The organism is Okeania sp. KiyG1 (assembly GCF_014132355.1).
GTDB lineage: Bacteria > Cyanobacteriota > Cyanobacteriia > Cyanobacteriales > Microcoleaceae > Okeania.
Genome location: NZ_BLZO01000066.1, coordinates 1 through 22,932, shown reverse-complemented (window position 1 = coordinate 22,932; position 22,932 = coordinate 1). Strand labels below are relative to the sequence as shown.

21 protein-coding genes and 1 pseudogene are annotated in these 22,932 nt (G+C 34.8%); 15 read left to right on the top strand and 7 right to left on the bottom strand.

The window, feature by feature from the left end:
• Positions 1-176: 176 nt before the first annotated feature.
• The 6 genes from SAGCYANO_RS13680 to SAGCYANO_RS13655 all read right to left on the bottom strand — a co-directional run bounded on the left by SAGCYANO_RS13680 (position 177) and on the right by SAGCYANO_RS13655 (position 7,639).
• Positions 177-821, bottom strand: coding sequence for an alpha/beta hydrolase (locus SAGCYANO_RS13680; RefSeq protein WP_202220578.1), 645 nt, complete (start codon positions 819-821; stop codon positions 177-179).
• A 320-nt stretch (positions 822-1,141) separates the two neighbouring features.
• Positions 1,142-2,023, bottom strand: a complete 882-nt coding sequence (locus SAGCYANO_RS13675) for a GIY-YIG nuclease family protein (RefSeq protein WP_202220577.1) — start codon at positions 2,021-2,023, stop codon at positions 1,142-1,144.
• A gap of 456 nt (positions 2,024-2,479) precedes the next feature.
• The gene (locus SAGCYANO_RS13670) at positions 2,480-2,824 is read right to left on the bottom strand and encodes a hypothetical protein (protein ID WP_202220576.1); all 345 of its coding nucleotides are present in this window, start codon (positions 2,822-2,824) and stop codon (positions 2,480-2,482) included.
• A 104-nt stretch (positions 2,825-2,928) separates the two neighbouring features.
• Positions 2,929-3,864 carry a helix-turn-helix transcriptional regulator gene (locus SAGCYANO_RS13665; protein ID WP_237396139.1) on the bottom strand — a complete coding sequence of 312 codons (936 nt, stop codon included), beginning with the start codon at positions 3,862-3,864 and terminating at the stop codon, positions 2,929-2,931.
• Between the two features lie 707 nt (positions 3,865-4,571).
• A complete protein-coding gene (locus SAGCYANO_RS13660; RefSeq protein WP_202220574.1) occupies positions 4,572-5,375 on the bottom strand; it encodes an SDR family oxidoreductase in 804 nt (267 codons plus the stop codon).
• Positions 5,376-6,613: 1,238 nt separating this feature from the next.
• The gene (locus SAGCYANO_RS13655) at positions 6,614-7,639 is read right to left on the bottom strand and encodes a hemolysin family protein (RefSeq protein WP_202220573.1); all 1,026 of its coding nucleotides are present in this window, start codon (positions 7,637-7,639) and stop codon (positions 6,614-6,616) included.
• Positions 7,640-7,688: 49 nt separating this feature from the next.
• Between SAGCYANO_RS13655 and SAGCYANO_RS13650 the strand changes: the two genes are divergently transcribed.
• From SAGCYANO_RS13650 to SAGCYANO_RS13575, 15 genes and pseudogenes are all read left to right on the top strand, one after another.
• Complete coding sequence (locus SAGCYANO_RS13650; protein WP_202220572.1) at positions 7,689-8,603, top strand: DMT family transporter; 915 nt, start codon at positions 7,689-7,691, stop codon at positions 8,601-8,603.
• 492 nt (positions 8,604-9,095) lie between these two features.
• On the top strand, positions 9,096-10,163 hold the full coding sequence (locus SAGCYANO_RS13645) for an effector-associated domain EAD1-containing protein (protein WP_202220571.1): 1,068 nt from the start codon (positions 9,096-9,098) through the stop codon (positions 10,161-10,163).
• 657 nt (positions 10,164-10,820) lie between these two features.
• On the top strand, positions 10,821-11,228 hold the full coding sequence (locus SAGCYANO_RS13640; protein ID WP_202220570.1) for a hypothetical protein: 408 nt from the start codon (positions 10,821-10,823) through the stop codon (positions 11,226-11,228).
• Positions 11,229-11,259: 31 nt separating this feature from the next.
• On the top strand, positions 11,260-12,456 hold the full coding sequence (locus tag SAGCYANO_RS13635; protein WP_202220569.1) for an effector-associated domain EAD1-containing protein: 1,197 nt from the start codon (positions 11,260-11,262) through the stop codon (positions 12,454-12,456).
• Complete coding sequence (locus SAGCYANO_RS50270; protein ID WP_375339925.1) at positions 12,381-12,836, top strand: hypothetical protein; 456 nt, start codon at positions 12,381-12,383, stop codon at positions 12,834-12,836. The genes SAGCYANO_RS13635 and SAGCYANO_RS50270 overlap by 76 nt, the downstream gene beginning before the upstream one ends.
• A gap of 584 nt (positions 12,837-13,420) precedes the next feature.
• Positions 13,421-14,491, top strand: coding sequence for a MoxR family ATPase (locus SAGCYANO_RS13625; protein ID WP_202220567.1), 1,071 nt, complete (start codon positions 13,421-13,423; stop codon positions 14,489-14,491).
• A gap of 226 nt (positions 14,492-14,717) precedes the next feature.
• Complete coding sequence (locus tag SAGCYANO_RS13620) at positions 14,718-14,975, top strand: hypothetical protein (RefSeq protein ID WP_202220566.1); 258 nt, start codon at positions 14,718-14,720, stop codon at positions 14,973-14,975.
• 1,860 nt (positions 14,976-16,835) lie between these two features.
• Complete coding sequence (locus SAGCYANO_RS13610; protein ID WP_202220564.1) at positions 16,836-17,018, top strand: hypothetical protein; 183 nt, start codon at positions 16,836-16,838, stop codon at positions 17,016-17,018.
• Positions 17,015-19,468 (top strand): formylglycine-generating enzyme family protein, encoded by a 2,454-nt coding sequence (locus SAGCYANO_RS44695; protein WP_237396138.1) that lies wholly within the window; start codon positions 17,015-17,017, stop codon positions 19,466-19,468. The genes SAGCYANO_RS13610 and SAGCYANO_RS44695 overlap by 4 nt, the downstream gene beginning before the upstream one ends.
• 108 nt (positions 19,469-19,576) lie before the next feature.
• On the top strand, positions 19,577-19,936 hold the full coding sequence (locus SAGCYANO_RS13600; RefSeq protein ID WP_202220563.1) for a hypothetical protein: 360 nt from the start codon (positions 19,577-19,579) through the stop codon (positions 19,934-19,936).
• Complete coding sequence (locus SAGCYANO_RS13595; protein WP_202220562.1) at positions 19,927-20,355, top strand: PIN domain-containing protein; 429 nt, start codon at positions 19,927-19,929, stop codon at positions 20,353-20,355. The genes SAGCYANO_RS13600 and SAGCYANO_RS13595 overlap by 10 nt, the downstream gene beginning before the upstream one ends.
• A gap of 563 nt (positions 20,356-20,918) precedes the next feature.
• Positions 20,919-21,077 (top strand): hypothetical protein, encoded by a 159-nt coding sequence (locus SAGCYANO_RS13590; RefSeq protein ID WP_202220561.1) that lies wholly within the window; start codon positions 20,919-20,921, stop codon positions 21,075-21,077.
• Positions 21,078-21,206: 129 nt separating this feature from the next.
• Positions 21,207-21,389 (top strand): annotated as a pseudogene (locus tag SAGCYANO_RS44690) (four helix bundle protein).
• Between the two features lie 99 nt (positions 21,390-21,488).
• Complete coding sequence (locus SAGCYANO_RS50265) at positions 21,489-21,632, top strand: PIN domain-containing protein (protein ID WP_202220611.1); 144 nt, start codon at positions 21,489-21,491, stop codon at positions 21,630-21,632.
• A gap of 337 nt (positions 21,633-21,969) precedes the next feature.
• The gene (locus tag SAGCYANO_RS13575) at positions 21,970-22,644 is read left to right on the top strand and encodes a formylglycine-generating enzyme family protein (RefSeq protein ID WP_307785882.1); all 675 of its coding nucleotides are present in this window, start codon (positions 21,970-21,972) and stop codon (positions 22,642-22,644) included.
• Positions 22,645-22,733: 89 nt separating this feature from the next.
• Here the strand turns inward: SAGCYANO_RS13575 and SAGCYANO_RS44685 are convergent.
• Positions 22,734-22,932: hypothetical protein (locus SAGCYANO_RS44685; protein WP_237396137.1), on the bottom strand; the 199-nt coding region annotated here is incomplete at its 5' end.

The following is a 22,932-nucleotide window of genomic DNA, read 5'->3' as shown; positions in this document are numbered from 1 at the left end:
GGTAAAACTCTTGAGGGAACTAGATGAGTACAGAATTGTTGAGTACAAAAAGGCGGTGGGTCTCATCGTCTCTGTCTGGTGAGGGTTAAGTGGTTGCACTCCCTGTGAAACAGAAAGCCCGCGTCCGTGAGGTGGGGAAGCCTACATCATAATCTTTGATTTGATGTAGGAGAACGTCACGAAGCAAGATTAAATTCATTGACATATTCAGGAATCATACCTCTATTTTCTTCCGTATAATAAGGTGCTTGATACATCAGAGCGTTTTCATCAGTTGTGCTAGCAGCAGGAATTAATGATAGTTTACCAGTTGTTTCATATTTCGCCTCTGCTTGACGACTGGTTTCAATTAACTTTTGTACCGACTCCTCACCACCGTATACTTGATTCACAATTTCTTGATTATGTAACCAAGGAGCAACTAGAGCGATCGCCTGAATCTCATCACTCTGAACTGCGGCATCTACCATATATCCGGCACTGGCGCAAATACCTAAACCAGCAATGCGACTAGCGTCTACTTCAGGTAGTGTAGTTAAATAATTGGCAGCAGCGATAATATCCTCAGTTTTATTAGTGGGATTTTCTAACTGACGCTCATTTCCCTCAGACTTTCCCCAGTTACGGAAATCAAAAGTCAAAACAGCATAACCGCGATCGGCCATTTCTTCAGCATAGGTTGCAGGCATTTGTTCTTTGACAGTTGTCCAAGCACCTGTTACTATTACGCCTGGTAATTTTGTTCCTTGTTGATAATCATCGGGGAGATAAAGATTTCCTGCTAAGGTTTGATTATTGCTCTCGAAAGTGACATTTTTCATGTGTGCAGCTTCAGATATAGATACTAAAGATAACTGTAGAAAAGTAGCAGCAGTTAAAAGTAATTTTTCATAATTTTTGCTCCTTTTTTTCTTGAATTTGAATCTTATATGTTCAATATAAAGCCGCAGAAAATTTATCTCTTGAAAGCTTTTGCTTCATTTTTTGAAGATTCTTGCTATTGATCTGGAATTAGCCTCAACTATTTTGAATTAACTTTCGCTCTAAGAATTAAAGACTATATTCTTTCTTCTGTTTTGAAATTGAGAAACCCTAAAAATATAACTATCGTAATCTAATTTAATCCGATGATATTATTCAATTATTTTTTCTTTTTCCTCCCAGTCAGTCTACCTGTTTTTTTCATATATGCAGCATTTATTTTGCTAGCTTCACTCTTTATTAACCATGCACAGTTGCTTGGGAAAAATCCCTTACTTTTATCAAGTCTAGTAAAAGCCATATCCTGCTCAGGTGGATTTCCAACATCTCGAAAAAAATTATTGAAGTCACGCCAGCTCTCATCAATGGTAATATCAGGTATGTATTCTTTTGAGTTGGGATTTAATGCTCCATGAATTATTCTACTCCACGCCTTATAAGCCTTTGTTTTTATTAAGCTATGTCCTTGCTTTGCTGGTTTTTTTATATCTACTCTACCTGTATGAATTCTTTTTTCCGCTGCTGCGATAGAAATATTTATTGATTTTGCCAAGTATTCAGCAGCTTTTTTAACACTTTCAAAAGTGATATTATCTATCGTAGTAGGTTTCTTATGAGAACCACCACTAACGCCTCCTTTAGATATATTATATCCATGTGGTACTAAAGTATTTAATTCCTCGATCCATTTACGTTCTTTAAGTTCTAAATCTTTTTTTGTTGTGCCTTTATCAATAGCTTCAATATCAAAAGCATCTTCTCCATATTCTCTAATAGCAGCGTGCAAAGACTCATCACTTTTTATGTAATTAGCTCTTGCTTGCTGAACATGATATTCCCAACGACGCTCTAATTTTTGAACTGTTAACCCAACATATTTTTTATCAGTTATCTTATTAGTTATCAAATATATTAATCCTTGAGCATATCCAGGATTAGGTATTCTTTCAAAAGCTTCTTCTGGTGTTATTCCCTCTTTTATCCATCTTTTGATAGTTCTACTACTAGCTGGAGGTTGCAAAATCCTGATAGCTTCCTTCAAATTAGGATAAGTTTCACCAAAAACAGTTATTTGATTAACTTCACGAGTATTTCTAACAAAACCTTCTGCGAATATTTTTTCTTCAGATAATCCTGCTTCTCGTCTTTTTAAAGCTCTGTAATAATTTACATTTTTTTCATTACATAACTTTTTGAAAGTGTTTTCTTTCTGTTTTTCTATAGAACATTTTGGACATTTTCTACCTCTCAGATGGTTGCTAGGAGTTTGAAAAAAATCACCATGTATTGAACATATAATTTTTCCCTTAGTGCTTGAATTTATGTATTCAAATTTACTGTAATCATAAGTATCTCCATGAATTTCTTGAGCGCGTTTAATAAAACTTTGAGTTAGTTATTCTTTACTTTTTATTGTTCCTCTATCTTCAATAAAACCTGATAATTTCAGAGATTTACATATAGAACATCCTGTATGACCTCTCATGTGATTTCTAGGTTATTGTAAAAATTTTTCACCATGTTCAATACATAAAATTTCTACCATTTCACCAGCAGGAGGAAGCATCTTAAAAAGAGAATAATCATAGCGATTGCCAAAGTACTTTTGCGACCTTCTAACAAATTCCTCTTTTGTTATTTTTTGAGACTCAAAATAGCATTTACGACATCCAACACCATTTTTATGATGACCTGGTGTAATCTCAAATAATCCATGCTTAGGACATATCACTTTGATTTTAGTTGATGTGTTTACATACTCCACTTTGGAGTAGTCATAATAATCACCATGAACCTTAATAAATTCAGATAATATTTGTTCCTTTGTTTTCTTTGTGCCCATAAATTTTCTATCAATTATTCTAATTTAGGATTTAGGATGATATGCAAATATTCACTTATTTTTGTAGAGCTTTCTAATTGTCTGTTTTATTTAACTCATCAACATTACTTCTGTCGATACTGTTTCGGAGTTAAACCTTCTATCTTTTTAAACACGCGTGAGAAATGAGCTTGGTCGGAAAAGCCACAGGCAAAAGCAATATCAGCCATCAATTTATTAGGATTATCGAGCATTTTTTTTGCTTGTTCGATACGGTAAGCCATTAAAAATTGATAGGGACTTTGACCAATAGTTTGTTTAAATAAACGGGAGAAATGGGAAGGACTAAGACTTGCTTTTGCTGCCATATCTTCTAGTAAAATATTATTGCCATAATTAAGCGCAATGTAATCTAATACTTGTTTGTATTGTTTGGCAGTGAAGCTTTTAGAAAATTCATATTCTTCTGCTTGTAAGCCGTATTTTAGAATTAGTTTAGTCAGAAATACACGAGCAAAAGATTCAAACATTATTTGGGAGCCGAGTTCACATTTTAAAGCTTCTAAAAGTTGGATTCCCGACTGAGTAATATCTTCATCTAAAAATTGTGGTAAATCTTTTAATTGCCGCTCGGAAAGTAAAATTCCTAATTCTGTTTGAGCAAATTTTTCAAATTTAATAGGTTCGAGAGTAATAATAATACACTTACTTTGAATGTGCCATCGCCAGCCACTTTCTACACCAGCAGGAGTAACAATAATTTCATTTTTGTGATAAATAAAATCTCGATGTTCTCCATTACGCCAATTTTCTACCCTATGAGGTTTGTCTTTTAAATTAATAATAATATGATGTTGTTCGTACTTATTTATAGGCATCGAAGCAGGTTCGGCTTCAAAATATTCTAGAGTAAGTAAATCTGCTGCCAATGGACGTACTAAATCGAGGCTTTGTATCAGTGGTTCGGATGGATATATATCTTGATATTTAGGCATTTTAAATGTTGGTTGAAGAAATAAATTTAGTAAGCATTTCCTGCGGACTGCTGCGCAAACAGCCATCAGCTATCAGCTAGCCTCCTATGGTCGGAACTGCGTTAACAGCTATTAATTTTAGGGAAGGTAATTTCAGTTATCAGTTATCAGTACCTCTGCAATAAGGAGGATTGAAATAAGGAATATGCTCTTTTTTTTATCCTCTTGAAAGGGGAGGCTTTAGACCAAAATTTTTAGGTAAAAATAATTGATACAGCCTATTCCATTTCAATAATGGATAATTGATAATTGATAATTACCTCTCCCTAAAAGGAAGAGGATTGAATCAAAGGAAAATTTTTTCTTGTTTCTCCTTAAAAGGAGAGGCTTTAAACCTTAATTATTCGGTAACTATAGTAGGTTTGATTAATAAGAATGAAAACTTTATTGCATACTTAAAAACTATTTAAAAATTTAGTTCCACTGTACCTCATAAACCTGGAATCCGCTGTAAATTGAGACAGAATAAAAGTTACTTTTAAAGTCCCCGGACTAAACCTTAGAAGTAATTATTCATTACTAATTGCTGATAGCTTCTGCTAATAGCTGTTTGCGCAGCATTCCGCAGGAAATGCTTACTTTAATATTTTGGTTTTTGAGAGAGTAAATATTGTCAGGCAAACAGCCGTTTGCTCCTACTGACGGTAAGAGTTATATTATTCATAAGCCAACAGATTCGATCTAACAATTTATTAGCCAATATATTAGCGATCGCTAAACTACTTCATCATAAATTATCCTAAAGTTTTTCCCATCATAAACTGAATTAAACCAGGGAATAACCGATAAGTTTCTGTTGCCAAAACAGCAGGACCTACTACTACTTCAGACTGATTATTTTTCACCGCATTCCAGATAGCTTCAGCAATATCTTTTGGCTGACTAACAAAATTAGATTCTAAAGCAAAATTCATTTGTTGGCGACTAGCTTCTACTCCCGAATTATCTCCACCACGAAACTGCGCTCTTTCCATAAAATCGCTATTAATAACCCCTGGTTGTACAGAACTAACATTAATTCCTTTTGACTGTAATTCTAAACGTAAAGTATCATTTAATCCGGTAACTGCATATTTACTAGCACAATAAGCGGTCATTTTTGGCAAAGGCATTTTCCCACCAAAAGAACCAACATTAACAATTGTGCCAGATTTTTTTGACAAAAAATGAGGTAATAAAGCTTTTATTGTATTCACATAACCGAAAAAATTGACATTCATTAATTGTTGAAAATCTTCTAATGTTGTATGCTCCATTGCACCAGTCAAACAAATACCAGCATTATTAACTAATACATCGATTTTGCCATAAAAATCTATTGCTTTTTGCACCAAATATTCTACTTGTTTAGCATCAGTAACATCAGTAGGAATAGCCAAAGCAGAACTACCGTTTGCCCTAACTTCATTAGCTGTTTCTGCTAATTTCTCTAATGTTCTAGCAGCTAAGATAATGTTATATCCTTTTCTAGCAAATAAAAGTGCTGTTGCTTTACCACAACCTTGAGAAGCACCAGTAATTAAAACTGTTGGTAGCATTGTTTTTTTTTATGGATAATTAAAGTTTTATATGTATAGCAGAAGGAAGAAGGAAGAAGCTTGCATGTAAGCATTCAGCTATTAGCAGTCAGCTATCAGCAAAAGAAAGAGGTTTTAATTAATATAGACTGTTGAGCGCCAGCTTTTATAGTTAGTAGTCGTGTAAAAATAACTTGAACAGTTTTTTTAATGGAAGCTATATTTCACAATTTATCCCAGATAAAATTTGTACAACTTATTCTTACATGGCTCCTTAAGTATAAATTCTGCCTAAATTAGTAAAGCTTTTATCTAAAACTAAAAGCAATAGCTGATGGCTAATAGCTGACAGCTGAATGCTTACGCTTGCATTGTCTGAATTTTAAATTTTTGATATGTCCTAACCTTTCCATCGACTGCTATATAGAAAATAGTGTAACGCAACTGTTAGAAAAAAAGGAAAGTTTACTAAAAAAGAGTTTACAACAATTATAGCAACCACCATGTTGGTGTTTGACAATTAGTGCGAGCATCTTGCTCGCGCCATGAATTATACCAATTAGACATCTCCAATAATAAAAAATCAAATCAATTATCGCACAGCAATTATCAATTCTTTCTCCCTACTCCCTACTCCCTACTCCCTTTTTTCTGGAGATGTCTATTTGAAAAAAGAATGTTACGAATAGTAAGAGCGATAAAAAGGATTTACAGAAAATGTCCCTTTGACAAAAAAGATAATTTACGCCCTAAAAATTGTATTAAAGGAATTCCCATACGACTCCTGAATCCTGACTCCTAAGAAATATCCTAGCTATTTGTAGCAAATATTTATCAATTTGGTATTATCATAATTATCCGACTTCCTAACTATAGTGGCGACTGCTATATCTTTACATTGAGAATTATCTTGACATTAAGGAAGTAAAAAAGAGAATCTCCTTAAAGACATAATATTTGAGAGTTCAAAACGAAAAATTAAGCTTTTAAAACACATTTTACTTAAACAAATAAGCTTGTTAAAAATAGTGGGATAATTTCCCCTTAATTAACCTACCACCTACCACCTAAAACTTTCTTCATCAAATGAGGGCGTTTTGCTCCGCAACATATAAAGCGGATCTTTGCGTTAGTAAATGCCATTCGTCCCTACATATCGGGTTTTAAAGGTTAATTTGTGTAAGTCCTGTACTTAAAACCTACCACCTAAAACCTACCACCTACTACCTAACTACCTATCACCTAAAACCTTCTTCAAACTAATCTTTTAACTTTCTTTTTCCTCTCATCCTTGCCACAATTTGTAGGTCAACACTTTGATCGGTTTCATCCACAATTTCACCAGTTAATTCTTCCAACACATCTTCCAGAGTCACCACCCCCGACATTCCTCCATATTCATCTAAAACTACCATCAAATGTTGACGATTTTTCTGAAATTCTTTGAGCAATAGATCGACTCTCAATGTATCGGGAATAAATCTAACATCTCGCATAAAATCAGAAATTTTATTACTATCTTTTCCTTCTATAATTCCTTTAAGTAACTCATTTTTCAACGCTACACCAAGTACATCATCTATAGAATCTCCAATTACAATAATGCGGCTATGTTGAGAAGCAATAATATCTGACTTTACCTCATCCAGAGTTGCATTAGCATAGAGATAAGTCGTCGCTATTCGAGGCGTCATAATATCAAAAGAATTTTTGTCATTGAGCCGAAATACTCTTCTAATCATTTCAGCTTCATCACCTTCAATAACTCCTTCCTTATATCCTACTCTGGTCAAAAACATAATTTCTGCTTCATTAGTGGTGGGTAATTTCTGCCCTTTAGTAAAAGGAGAAGTAATTTTTTCCATCAACCAAACTATAGGAGTAAATATAAAAGTTAACCCCTGGACAGGTAAAGCCACAGTTAAGGCAAATTGCATCGCATAACGCTCACCTAAAGTTTTAGGAATAATTTCCCCAAAAACTATTACCAAAAAAGTTAATATTGCAGAAAAAACTCCTAACCAAGCATTTCCCAAAACCGAAGCTGCAATATTACCAATTAAAATACTACCAACTATATTAAAAATGTTATTAATAATCACAACAGTAGCAATTGGGCGATTAATTTTTTTCCTAATTCCCCACAGTGCTAATGCTGCTGGTTTTTTAGACTGTGCTAACTGTTGTACTTTAATGGGAGAAACCGAAAGTAAAGCTGTTTCAGTAGCAGAACAAAGAGCAGAACCTATGAGAATAATTAAAACTATAATAGTTAGCTTTAGCATATTTAACTAATAATTGGTTAAACTCAATTATAGCATTTTTTATTTTCTTATGAAACCTTCTAACTGGCTAATTGTATTAGTTTTAACTATCGGTATTTTAGCAATATCTACAGGTGCAGTATTAATCAGGTTGACAAGTCTCTCTGCTGACATGAATGGGGTAGGGTTTAGTTTGGTAATAGCTGCCTCGCGGGTGACGATCGCTGCTTTATTATTAGTACCCGCATGGTCGAAAATTCAGTGGCAGAGTCTCCAGTCGGGAGCAATACCCTATGCAGTAGCAGCAGGAGTTTGCCTTGCAGTCCATTTTGCTTTTTGGATTACCTCTTTATCCTACACTTCGATCGCGGCCTCTACCAGTCTAGTAAATACTAATCCCATCTGGGTCGCTTTGTTGTCGCGGTGGTGGTTGAAGGAAAGACTCTCTCGTCAGACGGTTATTGGCATAGTAATAGCTATGGTTGGGGGGTTAACCATTGGTTTAGCAGATATTGGTGGGGAACCTACAGGTGCTAACCCTCTCCTGGGAAACTTTTTGGCTCTGATGGGAGCTTTGGCAGTGAGTTTATATATACTTCTAGGACGGGAAGCTCAAACTAAAGGGTTTAGTGTTGGTGGCTATCTTGTGGTAGTTTTTTCTGTAGCTGGAATTGTATTATTGCCTCTTCCCTTAATTTTAGGTATTGGTTATTCTGGTTATCCTGGTTTAGTTTACTTTTACTTATTATTAATGGCATTATTTCCTCAATTAGTAGGGAATACAAGTTTGATGTGGGCAGTACGTTGGTTGTCTCCTACTTTAGTTAGTTTGGCAATTTTATTTGAACCTGTTGGAGCTAGTTTTTTAGGTTATTTATTGTTCGATGAAATGCCTTCTGTAATGGTTTTTTTTGGTGCAATTTTATTATTAATTGGAGTGGCGATCGCTTCAATAAGTCAGAATTCAAAAGTCAAAAATTTCTAATTCAAAAGTCAAAAGTCAAAAATTTCTAATTCAAAAGTCAAAAGTCAAAAGTCAAAAATTTCTAATTCACAATTCAAAAGTCAAAAGTCAAAAATTAAGAATTCACAATTCAAAAGTCAAAAGTCAAAAATTAAGAATTCACAATTCAAAAGTCAAAAGTCAAAAGTTAAGAAGGAAGAATTCAAAAGTTCAGAAGTTAAGAATTCACAATTCAAAAGTCAGAAGTTAAGAACTAAGAAGTTTGATTATTAATATTTCGTTTTGGAAAAAGAATGTTATGAATAATCAGCAAAATTTGTAGTGGAGTGGCACACCTAAAATGGTGCAATAGTAGGGGCGGGTTCCGCAGTAGGGGCGGGTTCCGCGTTAAGTTAATGGTTTTACCCAGGACCTGGTGAACCCGCCCCCTGATGTTGACTACTTCTGCCTTCAGCATAACTGCCTTTAAACCAAAATCTCTGTACTCTATGAATCATGAAAACTACGATAAGTATGCCATTATCAAACTCTGAAATCGAAAAACTTTTTGAAGCTTTATTAGATGCTTATAGAGACTATAACAAACTTCAAAGAATGGTTAAATTTAAGTTGGGAGAAAATTTAGAGAGATTTGCCGGGAGAGGTGATTTAGAAACAGTTGTTTTTAATTTGATTGACTCAGCAGAAGCTAGGGGAAAATTAGAGCGTTTAATACTGGGAGCTTATGAACAAAATCCTGATAACCCAGAGTTGAAAAAGTTCTATGAAACTGTCTTTAAAAATTTTAAGCAAAGGAAAATTGTAGATTCTGATGTTACTCCCAAAGATTTTGGTCCGAATATTGATTGGCGAAGCAAAACGGACGAAATTGAGTTACAAAGGTTCTTTAAAAAACAACCAGATTGGTATGATGTAGGATTTTTGCAGAGAATTATTGAACAGGCTAAATCAGTGTGTAGAGTTGATTTACCAAGTTTAAATATTACGGCGACAGGAGTATTAATTGCTTCTAAATATGTTTTGACTAATTATCATGTTCTGAAACTGAATGACAAGGATAATCCAGAGTTAAATACCAAGAATGTTCGTCTTAATTTTGGTTGTTTCAGTTTAAATGATGGTAGAGAAACACAATCAAAATCGTTTTTATTGGACTCTGAAAATCCGATTATTGCCTCTAGTCCTGTAGCAGAATTAGACTATATTTTACTACAACTTGAAGAGGCTTTTATTCAAACTTTAAATTCCGATGATACAACGATTAAACCTGCTCAGTGGGAGACAAATATTTCCCTCTCTGAAACTGATAGTATTAATATCCTACAACACCCTAATGGAGAATCAATGAAACTTTCTATTACTTGTGATGGGATTACTGGAATTTATCCTAATAGTGGATTAGTTCAGTATATTAATAAAACAACAGGAGGCTCTAGTGGTTCACCCTGTTTTAATGAAAATGGTGAATTAGTGGCTTTACATCATGCCCAACGTTCTAAATCTTTTGGCACTATTCGTGAAGGCATTTTGTTTAGTTCTATTTATTATGATTTAGCTCAAAAATCAATTAAATTTAAGTAAGCATTTAGCATTCAGCAGTTAGCTATCAGCTCTGATTTTTGGTGTTTTATAAAAGCTTTTAAACACTGCCCTTAAGGGGAGAGTATTATACCAATTCCTAAAAGTAACGTTATACTTGGGTAATACTTCAGTGATTAATTAATCAAAATAGATAAAATCACCTTTTTGCTAAAAATAGCCCAATTAATATTAATTAGGGTTTGCTGAAAAAGTCTTTTCGCTGGGGTAGGGGTAGGGAGTAGGGAGTAGTTAGGAGGTAGAAGAAATGGGAATCACAGAGTCAGTGGCAAAAAAAATAGTAAGAGTGATTTTTCGGCTTTTGCTTCCCTAAAATCCTCACTTTTTTAACAATAGCTTGCTGAAAAGCTCATACTTTTAATAGACATAAATTGCCTAAAACCAATATTAGTCAATGCTTTGATATTTAATCAGCAAACCCTAATTATTCTTACTTTTTACTTCTCTCTGTACGGATGTTGCATGCAACGTCCCTACCCACTCCCCTATTTCCCCTCCTGGGAGGGGTTAGGGGTGGGTCCCCTGCTCAACAAAATGTAGAAAAAATTTTGAGAAATGGTATTCTTGCTGAGAGCTGAAAGCTAATAGCTGAATGTTTACAAACTTAACTAAATTTTATTTATTAAATTCCTGAAAAATATGAGTCGTCGTATTATTGAAACTGAATTACAAGCATCAGGGCAAAAATCTGGTGTAGATAGTTATTTAGACAAGGTAATGAAATATATTCCCTCAGAAATAGTGGGGGTATGGATTACTATTAAAACGATGGTAGAAGGAAATAATAATATTCCTCAAGACGGTATTTTATGGGGAATATTTATCATTTGTTTATTGTTAACTTTTGCTTATATTCGTTTATTACCAGCAGAGTCAAAAAAGAAACCTACAGTAAAACAAGCGATAATTTCAGTAGGTGCATTTATTGTTTGGGCGATCGCTATTGGTGGAAGGCCGTTTATTTCTATTAGTTGGTATGAGCCTATTTATGGTTCAATTTTGATGGTGCTTTATACAGTGGTTATTCCTCTGATTCCTTTAGAATAACGTAAATTGAGTTAATTGAATCAGCACAATAATGAAGTTATCTCAACCTGAAATAAACGATCTGTTTGAAGCTTTACTAGATGGCTATCGAAACTATGATAGCCTCAAAATTATGGTGAGATTCAAGCTAGGAATAAATCTTGCAGAAATTGTTCAAGAAACCAATCTTGAAACTGTGATTTTTGAATTAATTGAATGGGCTGAAAGTAGAAATAGACTATTAGATTTAGTTTGGGGAGCTTATGATAAAAATCCTGGTAATTCCCTAATTAAGGACATAACTTATCGACTTTTTTCCATTAGCAAAGCACAATGGGAAGAATTATGTCAATTACTATCTGGGATTTCTCCAGGTTCTTTAGAAATTGCTTGTCAGCAAAGCTTCAAATCAGAAATTGTCGAAATTGATTCGAGATTAATAGAACTCAAAAAATCAAATAATTTTGATAAAATTCCACCTATTCTCAAAGAGAATTTAATCAAAAAACGAGAACAAAGTTCAAGGGAAATTCCTGCTATTTTAGAGTTTGTTGATTCTTTGAGTAGAATGAAGGATATAAATGATGCTGTTTGTAATGATTTAAAACAATTGGCTCTTGATATAGCCAATCAACTGAACATTAAACTAGAATCTCAACAAGAGAATCTAACTCCATCAGAATTTGTGGAAACAAAAATAGTTCAGCCTTATTTGTTAGTCAGTTTGGAAAATAATGGCTCTGATTTACTATTACAAGGAGAATTAGTTATTCAAGAAAATGATAGTGAGACTATTCTGAAACAAGAATCTATTTATATTGATGAGCAAAAACAAGGCGTTAAGTGTGCCAAGAGCTTAAAAAAAATAGGATATTATGTTAAACAATTTATTAATAGTAGTTATATAACGCTGAAACATTATCGAAATCGAAATCCAACTCAAAATCTCAAGATACAACCAATTATTATTGAATTATTTTTGCCCACGAAATTTCTTCTATATAAGATGGAAACTATACCTTTTGATGCTGGTGGAAAAGTCGTCAAGCTTGGCTGTCAATATAAATTAATTTTCAGAACTTTAGAGAGACTGGAAATTCATCGAGATTTTCAAGAGTCTTCAAATAGATTAGAAAATAATTGGATTGAACTTAAGAAAAATTTTCAAGCTGAATATCTTTTCACGTCAGAATTAGTAAAAACCAATTTGAACATTACTCTTACTGTAATGAAGAATGTCAAGAGTTAGAGCAACGTTTAAGAAATAACAGAAAAATTGGAATTAATCTAATTTTTCCTTTAGATAAGAATAAAAATGACCTAAAAATTATCACTGATATAATATGGGCAATAAATATGGCGGGTATTCCCCTCGCATTGTGGAGAATAAACAAAAATAATCATACTAAGAATTTAAAAGAAGATTTTATTCAACTTTTAACATCAAAAGATATTAAAAATTTTAATCATCTCTTATCTTACATCGCAAAACTACGAGGAGAAGCTTATAATCCTGCTCCTGAAAATTCTAATTCTTTAGGACATGGTTTAGGATTTTTATGCGATAATCCTTACCGAGTTTTATCTAGATTTAAAGAGGAAGAAGATGATGCTTTTACTTTTGGATAAAATTAAAGAAGCACTCAGCATTCAGCAATCAGTAATCAGCAGATTTTTTAAGAACCGGGGATTTTTATTCAGAATTATAAAAGCTGATATATAGCGTTTCTCAAATTGGTGAGATACAGTTTTAGACCCCCCCTAACCCCCCTTAATAAGCTATCCCTTATAAGGAACTCCTGAAACCCTGTAAATGAGGGGATGGGGAGATGGGGAGATGGGGGGATGGGGAGGAAAAATCCTGTCTGCAGTTCTCAAAAAAATGTATTTTTCAATACACTTTTCTCCCAAAAAAGCCTTTGAGATGCTTATACATAACTTGTTTATTTTGTCAAGTTTTATGTTAAGAAAGATGTTTATTAAGCTATGCTTTATAAGGGGGGAACTGCTTAAAGAGAGGTTTCAAAGTCCCCCTTTTTAAGGGGGATTTAGGGGGATCGTAAATGTACCTCATCTTTATGAGAAATGCTATAGCTAAGAAAGAATTGCTTAGGACAATTACTAATGATAAATTTCAGACTAGGAAATATTTTTCCAACTATTCCCTATTCCCTGTTCCCTGCTATAGCTAGTTAAAAAAAGGAGTATAATTAATGAGTCATTGGCACTTATTTCAAGGAAATGGAAAAAGAGAGAAAGGAGTTGAACAAAAGCTCTTAAATATAGAGCCTCCTCCTTGGCGTAAATTTGGGGATAAAGCAGAGATTAAAGTCAATGAAAAAGGAATCGATTTAAGATGGTTAGAATTAAGAAAATTAGCACAATTACAAACAAAAGGATTAGAAAGAGGTAGAAATTTTCGACTTCCTCAACAACAAAAAGAAGCACAAAATGTGATTAATAGTGTTAACGCAGCAATTTATTTAAGAAGACCTTTATTAGTAACTGGAAAACCAGGTTCTGGGAAAACATCTCTTGCTTATGCGATCGCTTATGAGTTAGGTTTAGGAACGGTATTATCTTGGTCCATTACGGCACGGTCTACTCTACAGGATGGATTATATCGTTATGATGCTATTGCTAGATTGCAGGATGCTCAACTGAAAAGAGAACAATATATTGGAGAATATATTACATTGGGTGCTTTAGGAACGGCATTTTTACCATCTTATTTTCCCAGAGTGTTATTAATAGATGAAATTGATAAAAGTGATATTAATTTGCCTAATGATTTACTGAATATTTTTGAAGAAGGAGAGTTTATTATTCCTGAGTTAATGCGGAGAAGTAATCCGGAAAGACCAGAGGAATATCTACAACAATTTACAGTTTGGACGCAAGATGAAGATAAAGTAATTCTCAAAACAGGAAAGGTAAAATGTTATGCCTTTCCTATTATTGTAATGACCAGTAATGGAGAAAGAGATTTTCCTCCTGCATTTAAACGACGTTGTTTAAGAGTAACAATGCCAGAACCAAAAGAAGAAGCATTAAAAAGTATTATCAAAGCTCATTTTGGTGAGAATTTGTATAATGAAAAGCAGGATAAAATCGTCAATTTAATTCAAGATTTTTTGCCTAATGAAAAAGAAGGAGAAGCATTTGATAGAGCAACAGACCAGTTACTTAATACAATTCATATATTGACTCATTCAGATAGTCCTAAAGATGAAAATACCATTGAATCTATTAAAGAAATTTTATTGAAAAGTTTAAGTGAATAAATTCTAGTAGGTTGGGTTGAACGGAGTGAAACCCAACAAAACTTTGCTACTACATCTATTGCACCATTTTAGCTGTGTCAGTCCAGTAGGTTGGATTGAACAGCAGTGTTAGCGGAGCTTATCCGTTAGGATAAACCCTACAAAACTTTGCTAATGTTGGGTTTCGTTCCTCAACCCAACCTACATCTATTGCACTGCATTTAAACGGCGTTGTTTAAGAGTAACAATGCCAGACCCAAAAGAAGAGGCATTAAAAAGTATTGTTAAGGCTCATTTTGGTGAGAATTTGTATAATGAAAAGCAGGATAAAATCGTCAATTTAATTCAAGAATTTTTGCCTAATGAAAAAGAAGGTGAAGCATTTGATAGAGCAACAGACCAATTACTTAATACAATTCATATATTGACTCATTCAGATAGTCCTAAAGATGAAAAGACTATTGAATCTATTAAAGAAATTTTATTGAAAAGTTTAAGCGAATAGTTCCTTAAAAGTAGGTTAGCTTGAGGAACGTTAGTGGAGCTTATCCGTTAGGATAAATCCAGCATTTTTATACTAATTTGTTAATTTGTTTATGTTATAACTTTATTAAAATGCTATACAGCCTTTCTCTGTTGAATAAGGTATACCTACGATCCCCCTAAATCCCCCTTGAAAAGGGGGACTTTGAAGTTCCCTCCCTTTTTAAGGGGGGTTAGGGGGGATCGAATATCTGTACCTCACAGATTAAAGAATTGCTATAACATTCAGCACTAATAACTGATAACTAATTATGCAATCTCCTAATAATTATCAACAGCAAAAAATCGAAAAACTCATCAAAGCTTTAGGAATTGACCTTAAATTTATAGGAAAGGAAATTGCTGAAATTTTGAATAGTTTTATCCCTCCAAACTCCCGGAAAAAATCAAATTTATTCCTCTAACTCCCCCCTTTCCAAGGGGGGCAGGCGGGGATTAAAAATAGGGTATTAAAAATTCAGACTTATGCCATAATTTTATGAAAAAAGTTTCAGCTAATAACACTTAAAAAGTAGGTTGAATTGAGGAATAAGACCCAACATTTTTATACCAATTTGTTAAATCCCCCCAAACCCCCGAAAAAATCAAATTTCTTCCTCTAGCTCCCCCCTTTCCAAGGGGGCAGGGAGGTTCAAAAGGGGACTTAAAAATTCAGACTTATGCCATAATTTTATGAAAAAAGTTTCAGCTAATAACACTTAAAAAGTAGGTTGAATTGAGGAATAAGACCCAACATTTTTATACCAATTTGTTAAATCCCCCAAACCCCCGAAAAATCAAATTTCTTCCTCTAGCTCCCCCTTTCCAAGGGGGCAGGGAGGTTCAAAAGGGGGACTTAAAAATTCAGACTTATGCCATAATTTTATGAAAAAAGTTTCAGCTAATAACACTTAAAAAGTAGGTTGAATTGAGGAATAAGACCCAACATTTTTATACCAATTTGTTAAATCCCTCCAAACTCCCCGAAAAAATCAAATTTATTCCTCTAACTCCCCCCTTTCCAAGGGGGGCAGGCGGGGATTAAAAATAGGGTATTAAAAATTCAGACTTATGCCATAATTTTATGAAAAAAGTTTCAGCTAATAACACTTAAAAAGTAGGTTGAATTGAGGAATAAGACCCAACATTTTTATACCAATTTGTTAAATCCCCCAAACCCCGAAAAATCAAATTTCTTCCTCTAGCTCCCCCTTTCCAAGGGGGCAGGAGGGTTCAAAAGAGGACTTAAAAATTCAGACTTATGCCATAATTTTATGAAAAAAGTTTCAGCTAATAACACTTAAAAAGTAGGTTGAATTGAGGAATAAGACCCAACATTTTTATACCAATTTGTTAAATCCCCCAAACCCCGAAAAAATCAAATTTCTTCCTCTAGCTCCCCCTTTCCAAGGGGGCAGGGAGGATAAAGATGGCTTGAAAATTCAGACTTATGCCATAATTTTATGAAAAAAGTTTCAGCTAATAACACTTAAAAAGTAGGTTGAATTGAGGAATAAGACCCAACATTTTTATACCAATTTGTTAAATCCCCCAAACCCCGAAAAATCAAATTTCTTCCTCTAGCTCCCCCTTTCCAAGGGGGCAGGGGGATAAAGATGGCTTGAAAATTCAGACTTATGCCATAATTTTATGAAAAAGTTTCAGTGAATAAAACTTAAAAAGTAAGTTGAATTGAGGAGTAAAATCCAACATTTTTATACCAATTTGTTAAATCCCCCCAAACCCCCCTTTCCAAGGGGGGCTTAAGAATTAAGAATTGAGGCTTATGCTATAACCTTATGAAAAGGGTATAACATTCAGCACTAATAACTGATAACTGATTATGCAATTTCCTGATAATTATCAACAGCAAAAAATAGAAAAACTCATCAAAGCTTTAGGAATTGACCTCGAATTTACAGGAAAAGAAATTGCTGAAATTTTGTGGTTATCTTTAAAGCGTCAGGAGTTAATACAAATTAAAAATCAGCCAACGACTGAAACTAATATTGATGATAAAAATTGACTATAGATGATAGTTTATCTTTTCAAACAAATGAACAAATAACACCTATCTTATCCAATGAAATCCCAACTCTAACAACCCCTATTTATCCTGATATTACAACAGATAACACCAAACAAAAAAGATATAGCGAACATAATTTACCCTTAAGAATACCTGATGCTCCCTCAATTCCTAAACCACTAGAATTTGCTAAAGCTTTACGCCCTCTAATGCAAAAGGTAAGTTCAGGCAGAAATACTATTTTAGATGAAATAGAAACCGTTGAACAAACAGCAATAAATAACGGTATTTGTATTCCTATTTTAAAATCAGAACCCGAACCTTGGTTAGATTTAGTTTTAGTAGTTGATGAATATAAATCTATGACTTTATGGCAACATACTATTAGAGAATTAAAACAACTACTCAAACATTATGGTATTTTTCGAGAAGTCAAAATATGCGGACTTACTTATCAGTTAGCAATTAGTGAGGAACAGAATAATTTCCTCAAACGTGAAGAAAATCAAGAGAAAATTTTGCTCAGTTTAGGAGTAGGAAAACAACAATATTTTGCCAATCCTCAAGAACTAATAGATACTACAGGTCGCCGTTTAATTTTAATAGTAAGTGATTGTATTGCACCCTTTTGGCATGATGGCTCAATTTTATCAATCTTAAGAGAATGGGTAAAATATCAACCCCTAGCAATTGTGCAAATGTTACCAGATTGGATGTGGCGACGCACAGGTTTAAGAATAGGTTCATCAGTGCAATTTAAGAATTTAGTCCCTGGAAATAGCAATCAAAATTTGATTATTAAAGAATTATTATTATGGAAAAATATGCCATTAGAACAGGGAATTAAAATACCTGTATTAACCCTAGAACCAAAATTAGCAGAAGCTTGGAGTCAAATGGTTGTGAGTAAACCAGATGCACTAGCTTCTGGTTTTGTTTTACCTAATCAATTTCAGGCTAAATCAGAAAATTTACCCCAAAATAAAGTTGAACAATTAAATGCAGAAAAAAGAGTCAATCGTTTTCGGAAGAATGCTTCTCCTGTTGCTAGGAAATTAGCAAGTTTATTATCTGCTGCACCAACGATCTGTCTCCCTGTGGTGCGCATAATTCAAGCAGGTTTTTTACCACAAGGACAACCTATTCATATAGCGGAAGTATTTTTAGGTGGTTTATTAAAGCCAATGATTGAGATTACTCCTGATACTAATTCAGAGCAGGTTGAATATCAGTTTGTAGATGAAGAAATAAGGCAAATTTTATTGAAAGATGCTCCTGTCAGTGATTCTCAACAGGTTTTTGATGCAGTTTCTCAATATGTAGAAAAGCATTTTGGTAAGTCTATTAAAGATTTCGTGGCGTTGTTAAAATCACCAGGAAACGATGGCGAAGATGTGCCACCTTTTGCTGAAATTGCATTTGATATTTTAAAGCAATTAGGGGGAGACTATACTGCTTTTGTTGAAGAAGTTGAAAATTCAGGAAGCAGGGGTACACAGTTGCCCACTCCTAATTATGAATTTGAAGCCAATATCGCTACTATTGTTTTTGAAGATGAAGAGGAAAAATTACAACAGTGGGAATTTCAAACCCCTACTGTTAACCGACGTGGAGAAATTATCAAAAGAACTACTCACACCGCCTTTTACTTTACCGAAACTCTTGGAGATAAAGTTGGTTTAGAAATGGTAGCTATTCCTGGTGGTACTTTTACTATGGGTTCTTCTGAAAGTGAAAAAGGTAGTCGAGATAATGAACGCCCTCAACATGATGTAACTGTTCCTCCCTTCTTTATGGGGAAATATCCTGTTACTCAAGGACAGTGGAGAGCGATCGCTTCTCGAAAAGACTTGAAAGTAAATTTAGATTTAAACCCAGACCCATCTAAATTTAAAGAACCATGCAAAGGTATAAATAGATGGCAAAGACCAGTAGAGCAGGTAAATTGGTATGAAGCTGTAGAATTCTGTGAAAGACTCTCAAAACTAACTGGGAGGAATTATAGGTTGCCGAGTGAAGCAGAATGGGAATATGCTTGTCGTGCTGGAACCACAACTCCCTTTTACTTTGGAGAAACTATCACAGGAGAGTTTGCTAATTATCGTGCCTCCGAAACTTATGGTGATGAACAAAAAGGGGAATATAAACAAGAAACTATCCCTGTAGACCAATTTCCTCCTAATGTCTTTGGATTATATGATATGCACGGTAATGTCTGGGAATGGTGTGCGGATGACTGGCATGATAATTATGAAAATGCTCCAACTGATGGGAATACCTGGGTTGATAGTAATGATAAAAAAGAACTATATTCTGTGCTGCGAGGCGGTTCCTGGTTCAACCTTCCTAATATCTGCCGTTCTGCGTATCGCCTTATCTTTTTGAGGCGCGACCTCCACTACGACCTTATTGGTTTTCGTATTGTATGTTCTGACGGGAGTGAATGAAGTCAGAAGTTTGTTTGCGCAGCATTCCGCAGGAAAGTCAAAAGTTTGAAGTTAGAAAAGAACTGCTATACTAGACACTAATTAATCTAAAATACAGCCAAAAGCCTTATGAAAAACGTTAACTTAGACGACTTAGAAAAACAAATTTTATTAGCTCAAAAAGAACTTATTTCTATAGAACATGAAGGGAAAACTATTGGTTATTATTATCCAATAGGCGATCGCGAAGCAGCCAAAAAAGCCAAAGAAGAACTTGACAGAATTATAGATAAAACATTACATCCCACGGGATTAACAGAAGAAAGAATAGCAGAGTTGCGTAGTAAACTCGATTACGAAGCAGCCAATAAAGCAGCAGAAAAACTTAAGGCAATTAACGCGCAAATATTAGCTCAAACAGGATTAACAGAAGAAGAATATGTATCAATGTTTATGAACGCAGTCGAGGATGAGGAATCATGCGTCTAGTTGTTGATACAAATATCTTAGTTGCTGAACTGTTGAGAAAAAGGGGAGTAGATTTAATTAATTTACCAAACTTTGAATTATTCTTAGCTGAAAAGATGAAAAATGAAGCTGAATACGAATTACAAAAGCGCGTTTCCATAAGAATTAATAAAGGTAACTTAACTCCAGAACAGGGACAATTTCAATTAGAACTAGCTCTAGGACTAATTAATAATAGAATTACCACTGTCCCTTTATCTGATTATCAATTATTTGAAACAGAAGCAAGAAAACGTATTCCAAGAGACCCTAATGATTGGGAAACAGTTGCTCTAGCGTTGGCTTTACCTGCAGCAATTTGGACAGAAGATTATGACTTTTTTGATTGTGGATGTCCGACTTGGACAACTCAAACTTTATTGCTACAAATTAATCAATAATTAACTTACGCGGGGACTCTACAGATAGCTAGGGCGAATGCCATTCGCCCCTACATATTTGGTTGTGGATGTCCGACTTGGACAACTCAAACTTTATTGCTACAAATTAATCAATAATTAACTTACGCGGGGACTCTACAGATAGCTAGGGCGAATGCCATTCGCCCCTACATATTTGGTTGTGGATGTCCGACTTGGACAACTCAAACTTTATTGCTGCAAATTAATCAATAATTAACTTACGCGGGGACTCTACAGATAGCTAGGGCGAATGCCATTCGCCCCTACATATTTGGTTGTGGATGTCCGACTTGGACAACTCAAACTTTATTGCTACAAATTAACCAATAATTAACTTACGCGGGGACTCTACAGATAGCTAGGACGCCATTCGGAGCTTTGCGGAACGCAAATGCCATTCGCCCCTACATATGGTGCTTTCAAGGTAAATTTGCGTAAGTACTGTAATGAAGATAAAAAAGATGTACACCCCGAAGCGGGTATTCCGGCCCGCACTACAAGATTTTCAACATTTACCTTGTACATAATTTACTCAAAATATTATGAAAAACATTAAATTCAACGACTTAGAAAAACAAACTTTATTAGCTCAAAAAGAACTGATTTCTATAGAGCATGAAGGGAAAACTATTGGTTATTATTATCCAATAGGCGATCGCGAAGCAGCCCATGTTTCAGTTATCAGCTTTTTCAGTTATTAGCGCTTAAACTTATGGATATAAATAACAGTATTAGCTTTATCAGAAAGCTTACCAATTTGCTATTAGAATTGTCAAAGCTTATAAATATTTGACTGAGGAAAAAAAGAATATGTATTATCTAAGCAACTACTGAGAAGCGGAACATCTATTGGAGCTAATATAGCATAAGCAAATGGAGGTATATCTCAAGCTGACTTTCGGTCAAAAATGTCCATAGCTTACAAAGAAACTCAAGAAACAAAGTATTGGCTATCTCTCCTAAAAGATACTGACTATATTGAAGAAAAAGCCTTTGAGAGTATTCATTGCTGATGCAGATGAGATTAGCAAGATTTTATTTGCCATAATAAAAAAGACTGAAAAACTGATAACTGATAACTGATAACTGATAACTGATAACTAGAACAGCGTATTCCAAGAGACCCTAATGATTGGGAAACAGTTGCTCTAGCGTTAGCGTTACCTGCAGCAATTTGGACTGAAGATTATGACTTTTTTGGTTGTGGATGTCCGAGTTGGACTACTCAAACTTTATTGCTGCAAATTAACCAATAACTAACACAGGACTTACGCAGGGAATCTACAGATAGCTAGGGTGCCATTCGGAGCTTTGCGGAACGCAAATGCCATTCGCTCCTACATATACCGCTGGTGTATAACTAGATATTTTTCGTAAGTCCTGTTTGTATTTTCAGAATATAAATTATGGTGAAAAACCTGTAATCAAACGTCAAAGCAAAAGGTTCCGAGGTTACAGGGAATATATTGATAAAGTTCCCCTAGAAATGGTATTAATTCCCAATGGAACCTTTACAATGGGGGCGCCAAAGTCTGAAGAGGGGAGTAGCGAGATGAAAGACCCCAACATAATGTAACTATCTCGGCGTTTCTAATGGGGCGTTACCCTGTTACTCAAAACCAATGGAGAGCGATCGCTTCTCGAACAGACTTGAAGGTAAATTTAGATTTAAACTCAGACACTTCTTATTTTAAAGAACCATACGAAGGTATTGATAGATGGCAAAGACCAGTAGAGAATGTGAATTGGTATGAAGCAGTAGAATTCTGTGAAAGACTCTCAAAACTAACCGGAAAGAATTATAGACTGCCTAGTGAAGCAGAATGGGAATATGCTTGTCGTGCTGGAACCACAACTCCCTTTCACTATGGAGAAACTATTACAACACAGTTAGCGAATTATCGAGGGACGGAAGATGAAGAAATGAAATTGTCAGGTTCTTATGGGGAAGGACCGAAAGGAGAATATCGAGAACAAACCACACCTGTAGGGTATTTTGATTTCGTCAACTCTTTTGGACTCAGCGATATGCACGGAAATGTTTTGGAATGGTGTGCAGATGAATGGCATGATAATTATGAAAATGCTCCTAGTGATGGCAAACTTTGGCTAAATGGTGATGATAGTCGTTCACCGCTGCGGGGTGGTTGCTGGGACGACGATCCTAATTACTGCCGTTCTGCGTATCGCAGCAGTTTCTTTAAGCGCAACAACCACAACGACAATATTGGTTTTCGTATTGTGTGCGATCGCGGGATAAATGAATGAAGTCAGAAGTCTTTATGAAGTCAGAAGTTTGTTTGCGCAGCATTCCGCAGGAAAGTCAGAAGTCAGAAGTTTTTATGAATAGGACTTACTCAGTAGAAGGTATTTCCGTCATTGCGACCGATAGGTTTGCGGAGCAGTCCGGGACTAAACGCTACTTGATTGAAGCCATTCATTCTTACCTGACTTCCCTCCTCACCCCCCTCCACGGTCGGGGTTAGGGTGGGTTGGGAGGGGGAGGGGCGAGGGGTGGGTTGACTTCTAAGAAATACCCTAGCTATTTGTAGCAAT